Annotated in this window: 6 protein-coding genes; all 6 read right to left on the minus strand. The window is 55.5% G+C overall.

The window, feature by feature from the left end:
• A partial coding sequence (locus Q0482_RS00720) for an ATP-dependent metallopeptidase FtsH/Yme1/Tma family protein (RefSeq protein ID WP_299142175.1) occupies positions 1-963 on the minus strand: 963 nt, incomplete at its 3' end.
• 17 nt (positions 964-980) lie between these two features.
• Complete coding sequence (locus Q0482_RS00725) at positions 981-1,520, minus strand: TetR/AcrR family transcriptional regulator (RefSeq protein ID WP_299142177.1); 540 nt, start codon at positions 1,518-1,520, stop codon at positions 981-983.
• Between the two features lie 622 nt (positions 1,521-2,142).
• Positions 2,143-2,748: a TetR/AcrR family transcriptional regulator gene (locus Q0482_RS00730; RefSeq protein WP_299142180.1), complete on the minus strand. Its 606-nt coding sequence runs from the start codon at positions 2,746-2,748 to the stop codon at positions 2,143-2,145.
• A 552-nt stretch (positions 2,749-3,300) separates the two neighbouring features.
• A complete protein-coding gene (gene rsmG / locus Q0482_RS00735; RefSeq protein WP_299142186.1) occupies positions 3,301-4,032 on the minus strand; it encodes a 16S rRNA (guanine(527)-N(7))-methyltransferase RsmG in 732 nt (243 codons plus the stop codon).
• 642 nt (positions 4,033-4,674) lie between these two features.
• A complete protein-coding gene (mnmG, locus tag Q0482_RS00740; protein ID WP_299142188.1) occupies positions 4,675-6,546 on the minus strand; it encodes a tRNA uridine-5-carboxymethylaminomethyl(34) synthesis enzyme MnmG in 1,872 nt (623 codons plus the stop codon).
• A gap of 581 nt (positions 6,547-7,127) precedes the next feature.
• Positions 7,128-8,507, minus strand: a complete 1,380-nt coding sequence (gene mnmE, locus Q0482_RS00745) for a tRNA uridine-5-carboxymethylaminomethyl(34) synthesis GTPase MnmE (protein WP_299142190.1) — start codon at positions 8,505-8,507, stop codon at positions 7,128-7,130.
• Between the last annotated feature and the right edge of the window lie 159 nt (positions 8,508-8,666).

The raw sequence follows: 8,666 nt of genomic DNA on the forward strand, positions 1-8,666 counted from the left end.
GGTGAGGGCGGGATCCAGGGATTCGGGACGGTTGGTGGCGGCCAAGATGATGACGCCTGTATTGTCTTCAAAGCCGTCCATTTCCGTAAGGAGCTGGTTCAGGGTCTGTTCCCTTTCGTCGTTCCCACCGATGGCTGCGCCGCCGCGTTTCTTGCCGATGGCGTCGATTTCATCGATGAATACGATGCAGGGCGCCTTTTCCTTAGCCTGCTTGAAGAGGTCACGCACCTTGGCGGCGCCCATGCCGACGAACATTTCCACAAATTCAGAACCGGAAATGGAGAAGAAAGGAACCTCCGATTCGCCGGCCACGGCCTTGGCCAGCATGGTCTTGCCTGTGCCTGGCGGCCCTACCAGAAGAATGCCCTTCGGCATTTTGGCACCGATTTCCTTGTAGCGGCTGGGGTTATGAAGGTAGGAAACCACTTCCTGCAGGCTGTCCTTGGCTTCATCCTCCCCTGCCACGTCGGCAAACTTGATGCCGTTGGTGGGCTTGACGAAAATCTTGGCATTGGATTTCCCTAGGCCGAACTGCATAGCTCCGGGGCCGCCCATGTTCTTCATGATTTTCTTGTTCATGTAATGGCCGATACCGAAGAAAATCAGAATCGGCAGAATCCAGGTGAGGGCGAAATCAAGGAGGGGGTTCATGGGGGTTACGATTTTGCCGGTGAAATCGGCGCCGGACTTATGGAGCCGGTCCACCAGCTGGGGATCATTCATAGGGGCCGTCTTATAGGCCTGCTTGTCCCCTTTCTTGGTGAAGATGATCTGGTCCTGCTCCACCTGCACCTTGTCGATTTCCTTGTTCTCCGTCATGGTCATGAAGCTGGAATAATCCACTGTCTTCACTTCATTCCCCCGGAAGGCAGGCATAATGAGGGAGTTAAAGAAAATAATGACCAGGAATATGATGGCGTAGTAGGCCAGGATAGGTCGTTTGGAAGGTTTAACTTCTTTCAATGTTTTTCCTCTCTTTCTTATTGATTTTCAATGCCGTGCAGGAAAAATGCTTCCCAGTACGCCGGAAGGCTGGCGGAGGCCACCCGTCCGTGACACTCCCCTTCAAAAAGGGACCACATGGCGCCTGCAAAAAGCTCCGTCATCACGGAAGCGGGAATGTCCACCCGGAAATCTCCGGATTTCTGGCCCCGAAGGAAGAAACCGGTCATCTGCCGGGTATAGGTTTCCTGGCACCAGCTGTCGATACTGCCTGCCACATTGCCGCAGCAGAGGAGCATGAGATACTCCTTGTTGTCGCAGCAGCAGCGAATGATGTCCCGAAGCCGGCTTTTGGGATTGCCCTTTTCCTCATTCACCAGTTCCATGAGGAAGGAGACCTTCTCCTTTGCCTTTTCGCTGAGCAGGCGGGACAAATTCTCCCGAGAGCCATAGATCCGGTAAAAAGTGGCCTTGCTGATGCCCGCCGCCTCCGCCAGCTCCTTCGCCGTGCGGCGGGGATTGATACAGAAGGCAAGGGCCAGTTTCTTCAGTTCCTCCGCTCTGCTTTCTGTGTCCATGATACACCTCTTTCATCTTACAAAAAAGTATTTTTATCTTTTTGAGACTTTAAAGTCTCTTTTGATGATGATTGTACCATCTTCTTCGAAAAAGGTCAATAGGCCGGGTTCAGAAGGTTCCCCCTATCCTATTGTCCCCCGCCTGCGGGGACTTCCCCCTTTTATTGTCCCCCCGCTTCAGCGGGGGAAGGTGGTGCCGCAGGCACCAAAGGGGGCGGGCCCGCAGGGCCCGGGAAGAAAGGGCCGGCTCAGAGGGTTCCCCCTCTCTTATTGTCCCCCCGCTTCAGCGGGGTGGCAAGGGAACACGATTCGTAGGGGAGCGCTAGCGACCTGAGAATCGTGTGACACGCTTCCCAGAGGGGCGAAGGTGGTGCCGCAAGCACCAAAGGGGGCGGGCCCGCAGGGCCCGGGAAGAGAGGGCCGGTTCAGAGGGTCCCCCTCCCTTATTGTCCCCCCGCTTCAGCGGGGGAGACCACAGCCGGTAAATACCGGCCGGCGGGACTGCCCGAAAACGGCGGCCGGAAGCTGTACGAAGCTGTACATTGAGGGGCCCAACGATAAGTCTTTCATGGCAAAGAAAAAAAGCAGAGAGGAAATGGCCGTCATTTCCTCTCTGCTTTTCTTATTTCTTTATCATATATGGTTCAAGCAGGTTTTTAATATCGATTTCCATGTACTTCACGGACTGCTCGGTCAGGTTCCAGGAGCCGTTCATCATGCACCAGATGGTAAGTGCGCCGAAGAAATGGCTCATCATGAGCTTGGCCAGCGTATCCACCGGCGCATCTTCCCTGAGTTCCCCTGCCCCGGCGCCCTGCCGGACGGTGCAGATTTTCATAAGGGCGCCGTAAATATTGTACAGAGCGGCCTTAGCTTCCGAATCCTCTTCTTCCGACTCCATGGTTTCCCGGATCCACTGCCTGATGAGGCGGACCCCCGCCCAGGCCGCATCCTTGCAGAGGGCGGTCATATAGTAATAGCACCTTTCATCCACCGGCCCGTCATAGTGAATGGATTTCTCTGTAGTAGCCTGGCAGGACTGGAAAGACAGCTCCGCCACCACATCTTCCTTGCACTTGAAATAGTGGTAGAAAGTTCCTTTGGCCACGCCGCTGTCCCTGGTTATATCCTCCACGGAAACCTTGTCAAAGCCCCTTTCACCGATCAGTCTTTTGGCCGACTCCAAAAGCTTGGCCCTGGTTCTTTCCGCCTTTTTCGTTAATCCCATAACATCCTCCCGTCATACAGGTTTTGACCTATTTTCAACCGTTGGTCACTTTTATATAGTATACAGGATATAGACTATGCTCGCAATGGTGAAATATGATGCAGGAGCCTGCGGCCCCGGATTCAGAGGAGGGGCGCCCTTGGGCACTAAGGGGCGCGGCTGCGGTGTGAGGGTTCAGAGGGTTCAAAGGAGAAGGTTGACGCCTGCTTCGCAGGCGAGGTTTGACCGGCCTGCGGCCGGAGGGTCCTCAAGTTGGACAGCCGCCTTTCGGCGGCTGAGGGTTGTGGTGGCGGCTGACGCCGCCATTTTATAGCCGCTTTGCGGCTGAGCCTTTCCGGCTCGCTGCGCTCGTCCCCCCTGAAGGCAGGGGGGGCAAGGGCATTACGGGATTGGCTTTTGTGCCGCCCGTGCCGCAAGGCGAAGAGCAGCAGCAGAAAGTCTGATGTCTGACCATCTGATGTCTTCAAACCGGACAGCGGACAGCCGATAGCGGATAGCGGACAACTGTCCCACTAACCCACTAGTACACTATCACACTATCTCACCAGCCCACTATTCCCCCAGCACCGGTTTTTTCTCCGCAATGCCCACTTTTCTTGGGTAGGTCTTGGGGCAGGGGGCGGTTTTACGGATGTAGAGGATGGTGCGGCGGTCTCCTCCCGGGAGGGTGAGTTCTTTTTTCTCTTCCAAGGTGCCGTGGAGTTCGCGGAGGATTTTCCCAGCGGTTTTCATTTCCTCATCGGCTCCCGGCCCTTTCATGGCGGCAAAAACACCGCCCACTGCCACGAAGGGAAGGGCCCATTCGGAGATAACGGGCATGGCTTTGACCGCCCGGGCGGTGACTACGTCGAAGGATTCCCTGGTCTTTTTGCGCCGTCCCCCTTCTTCCGCCCGGATGTGGAGACATTTCACGTTCCTGATGCCCAGATCGGCGCAGGCGCTTTCGATGAAGGTGAGTTTCTTCCGGATGGAGTCCACCAGAAGGAACTGCATGTCCGGGCGCAGGATGGCCAGGGGCACGCCGGGGAAGCCGGCGCCGGTGCCAAGGTCCAGCACCCTTCCCTTTTCGGGGAAATATTTTTCATCATATACGGTGAGCGAATCGTACACGTTTTTGATCAGACTTTCCTCTACGTCCTTAATGCCGGTGAGATTCACTTTACCGCTCATGGCAATCACCATGGCATTGTACTCAGTCAGCTTCCTTGCGGCCTCCTCATTGGCCGGGAGGCCCAGGGCCTCCATCATTTCGCAGGCTGTCATCTTTTTCTTTTCTCCTTCCAAAAAGAAATATGTGATGAAATGGTCCTTCTTCCCCTATTTTCCCTGTGGGAAGAAAGGACTGTCATATAAAGGTTCTTAAGATTGACCGGCCTATGGGCCGGAGGGTTCAGAGGTTTGACAGCCGCCTCTGGCGGCTGAGGGCTGTGGTGGCGGCTGCGCCGCAGGTTGTGGCCGCCTATCGGCGGAGGGTTGTATAAAAGGGTTGTGTAAAAGGGTTGTGCAAAAGGTTCTCAGGATTGACAGGCCTTTCGGCCTGAAGGTTCTTAGGTTTGACAGCGCCTCTGGCGCTGAGGGTTGTGGTATCGCTCCTTCGGAGCGATGAGCATATATGCCGCCAAAGGCGGCATTAAAATGGCGTCTTTGGCGCTCACCTCGCCAATCGGTCGGGCGATTAAAAGGGAGGCCTCCTATTGGGCAGGCTAGAGGCCAACTTCGCCCGACTTGCGTATTCCATGCGGAATACGCACACAGCGTGCTATATAACTCCCTGGGCCGGAGGCCCTCAAACAGCCCGGAAGGCGAAGCCGTTCCCGGGCCGAACCTGGGGCACTGAGGGGCAGGAGCCCCGATAGTGCCTTGAACCCTCTGAACCCGCTTGCTTTCGGGAATACAGTTTCCCGCCGCCGGTGACACCGTCTCCCCTTATTTCCCTGCTTTCATTCGCTTCACGTACACCATGAGTACCGACATATCCGCCGGAGAGACGCCGGAGATGCGGGAAGCCTGACCCAGGGAGAGGGGCCGGATTTTGTCCAGTTTCTGCCTTGCTTCGATGGAAATGCCTTCCAGATGAAGGTAGTCCATGTCCTTTGGCATTTTTTCGCTTTCCATGCGGGCCGCTTTTCGGACCGCCGCTTCCTGGCGGGCAATGTAGCCTTCATACTTCACGGTGATTTCCATTTCTTCCACCGCTTCGGGGTCGAAGGCAGGGCATCCCAGGACGTCCACCATTTTCTGGTAGGTCATTTCGGGGCGCTTCAGGATCTTGTCGGCACCCATGCCGGTGGTGAGGGGTGCGGAGCCTATGCTTTCCAGGGCGGCATTCACTTCCGCCTTGGGGGTGAAGCGCTTGGTGCGGATGTAGGCCATGGCTTCTTCAAATTTTCTCTTTCTTTCCAGGAAATGCTGGTACCGTTCTTCTGTTACCAGGCCGATGTCATAGCCTTTCTGGGTGAGGCGCAGGTCCGCATTGTCCTGGCGGAGGATGAGCCTATATTCGCTGCGGCTGGTCATCATACGGTAGGGTTCGTTGGTGCCCTTGGTGACCAGGTCATCGATTAAGGCGCCGGTGTAAGCTTCATGGCGTCCCAGGATGAAGGGGTCCTTCCCCTTGATTTTAAGGGCCGCATTGATACCTGCCATGAGGCCCTGGGCTGCCGCTTCTTCGTAGCCCGAGGTGCCATTGGACTGGCCGGCGGAATAAAGGCCGGGGAGTTTCTTCACTTCCAGGGTAGGATAGAGCTGGAGCGGATCCAAGAGGTCGTATTCGATGGCGTAGGCGGGACGCATGACTTTCACGTCCTCCAGCCCCGGAATGGTGCGGAGGAAGGCGTACTGCACATCAATGGGCATGGAGGTAGACATGCCCTGGACATACATTTCATTGGTGTCAAGTCCTTCCGGTTCGATGAAGAGCTGGTGCCGTTTCTTGTCGGGGAAACGGACCACCTTGTCTTCAATGGAGGGGCAGTAGCGGGCGCCTACGCCGTGGATGAGGCCGGCATACTTGGGGGCACGCATGAGATTTTCCCTGATAATGGAGTGGGTGGTTTCATTGGTGTAGGTGAGCCAGCAGTTTCTCTGGTTCCTGTCTTCTCTTTCATCCATGAAGGAGAAAGCATGGTTCTGCGGGTCTCCTTCCTCCAGCTGCATATGGTCCAGATGGAGACTCCGGATATCCACGCGGCTGGGGGTGCCGGTTTTGAAACGGAGAATGTCGATGCCGTGTTTTCGCAGGTTTTCGGACAGGCCTACCGAGGGGCGCATGCCGTTGGGGCCACCGGAATACATGGTATCACCGATAATGATTTCACTGTCCAGGTAGGTGCCGGTACAGAGAATCACCGCCTTTGCCCGGTATTCTTCATGAAGTTCCGTGGTAATGCCCACGCATTTCCCGTCTTCCACAATAATATCCATCACCTGCACCTGCTTCAGGTCCAGGTTGTCCGTATTCTCCACCACCTGCTTCATGTAGCGGTGGTAGGCATTCTTGTCGGACTGGGCGCGGAGGGCGTACACTGCCGGTCCTTTCCCCAGGTTCAGCATGCGCATCTGGATAGCGGTCTTGTCCGCCGCAATGCCCATTTCTCCGCCCAGGGCGTCGATTTCCTTCACCAGATGGCTTTTGCCGGGGCCGCCGATGGCAGGATTGCAGGGCATCATGGCCACGTTTTCCAGGGAAATGGTGGTAAGGAGGGTTTTGCAGCCCAGCCGGGCCGATGCCAGGGCCGCCTCGCAGCCCGCGTGGCCTGCGCCTACCACGATTACATCATACGTATCAATAAGATACATGGTTTCCTTCTTTCTTCAATAAAAAGCAGCCAGAGGCTGCTTCCTTAATATAACAAGCCGATACTTTATTATATAAAATATGGCAGTAGTTTAAAAGGGGGGGGCATGGCGTCAATAGGATGCCTGAGTATCCCCAAACGCAAAAAGGGGCGCGGCTGCGCCGCAGGTTGTGTAGAAAGGTTGTGTAAAAGGTTGTGTAAAAGGTTCTCAGGTTTGACCGGCCGTTGGCCGGAGGGTTCTCAGGTTTGACAGCGGCCTTTGGCCGCTGAGGGTTGTGGATTGCCCTGCGGGCAATGAATTTATAATGCCGCCTTTGGCGGCCCCCCTTTGGTGCCTTACGGCACCACCTTCCCCCCGCAAGCGGTGGGACTATGGACGTGTCGGTAAATACCGGTCGCGGGAAGTCTGATGTCTGGCGTCTGACAGTCTGACGTCTACGACCTCTTTCGGGAATACATTCCCTACGGAAAGCCGACAGCGGACAGTTGTCCCACTGTCCCACTGTCCCACTGTCTCACTGTCTCACTGTCCCACTAACCCACTGTCCCACTAGCTCACCAGCCCACCAGCACACCAGCCCACTATTTCCCAACACAGAACCGTTCAAAAATCTTGTTTATCAGTTCGTTATCCACTGTGTCGCCGGTGATTTCTCCCATGCGGTTCCAGGCTTCCACCAGATCTACGGTAATGCAGTCGGCGGGCATATTGTCCTCCAGGGACTGCTGTGCCCGGCGGACGGCTTCCAGTGCTTTTTTTACCAGGTCCACATGGCGGAGGTTGGTGAGGAAGAGCTGCCGTCCTGCGTCCTCATCCTGGGTTTCGGTGAGGCGGCGGAGGGCTTCTTCCAGTTCTTCCATACCGCTGCCGTAGCGGGCGGAGAGGGATACCACCGGCGCATCTCCTGCCAGTTCTTTGATTTCCTTTTCGCTCACTTCCTGGGGAAGGTCGTATTTATTGAGGATGACCATGGATTTCCTTCCTTTCAGGGAGGAAAGAAGTTCTTTATCTTCCTTTTCCAGAGGCCTGGAGCCGTCGATGACGGCCAGTACCAGGTCCGCCTGTTCCATGGATTTCCTGGCTCTCTCGATGCCGATTTTTTCTACCTTGTTGTCCGTTTCCCGAAGGCCGGCGGTATCCATGAGCACCAGCGGCACGCCGCCGATTTTGATGGATTCTTCGATGGTGTCCCTGGTGGTGCCGGGGATGTCGGTGACGATGGCCCGGTCTTCCTGGAGAAGGGCGTTGAGGAGGCTGGACTTGCCTGCGTTCGGCCGTCCTACGATGGCGGTGCGGAGGCCGTCTTTGATGATGCGCCCTTCTTCCGACCGTTTCAGCAGGGAGGCAAGGCTTTGTTCAATAGCAGCAAGGCCTTCCCCGATTTCTTCATTGGTCATGTCTTCCAAATCTTCATCGGGGTAGTCGATGGTCACTTCCAGCTTGGTGATGAGGTCGGTAAGTTCATCCCGGCTTTTTTTCACAAAGCGGGAAAGAGCGCCGGAGAGGTGGCTTTCTGCCTGGGAAAGGGCAGCGGAACCTTTGGCTTCGATGATATCCATCACCGCTTCCGCCTGGGTAAGGTCCAGCCGGCCATTGAGGAAGGCCCGTTTCGTAAATTCGCCGCGGCTGGCAGGGACGGCGCCGCTTTCCAATGCCAGCTCCAGTGTTTCCCGGAGGGCTTCGGAGGAGCCGTGAATCTGGATTTCCACTACGTCTTCGCCGGTGTAGGAATGGGGCCCCTTCATGTACACCGCCAGTCCTTCATCCACCTTCTTTTCCCCCTTTTTCACGTGGCCGAAGTACATGCGGTAAGGCTCTGCCTCTTCAAAGGTTTTGATTCTTTTTGTATGAAATATGGCATCTGCCACGGAAACGGCATTCATGCCGCTGATACGCACAATGCCTATGCCCCCTTCGCCGGGGGCGGTGGCTATGGCTGCAATGGTTGTTTCTTCGTACATATAAAACTCCTTAAGGAAAATAGATTGAAATTTATGTATCTATTGTAACAGAGTCCGCCACCGATGTCATGGGGTTTACTTTCTTTATGCCATAGAGCCTGTATCCTAGATTCCCGGATTACATAACAAGGGTTCATGGAAGATAATGGCTTAGATTAA

The sequence above is a fragment of the uncultured Dialister sp. genome, assembly GCF_937959425.1.
Taxonomy (GTDB): Bacteria; Bacillota; Negativicutes; order Veillonellales; family Dialisteraceae; genus Dialister.

Excerpts from the sequence above, each read along its gene's own strand:
- Q0482_RS00725 (WP_299142177.1), bottom strand. The coding sequence starts at position 1,520 with ATGGACACAGAAAGCAGAGCGGAGGAACTGAAGAAACTGGCCCTTGCC.
- Q0482_RS00730 (WP_299142180.1), bottom strand. The coding sequence starts at position 2,748 with ATGGGATTAACGAAAAAGGCGGAAAGAACCAGGGCCAAGCTTTTGGAG.
- mnmG (WP_299142188.1), bottom strand. The coding sequence starts at position 6,546 with ATGTATCTTATTGATACGTATGATGTAATCGTGGTAGGCGCAGGCCAC.
- mnmE (WP_299142190.1), bottom strand. The coding sequence starts at position 8,507 with ATGTACGAAGAAACAACCATTGCAGCCATAGCCACCGCCCCCGGCGAA.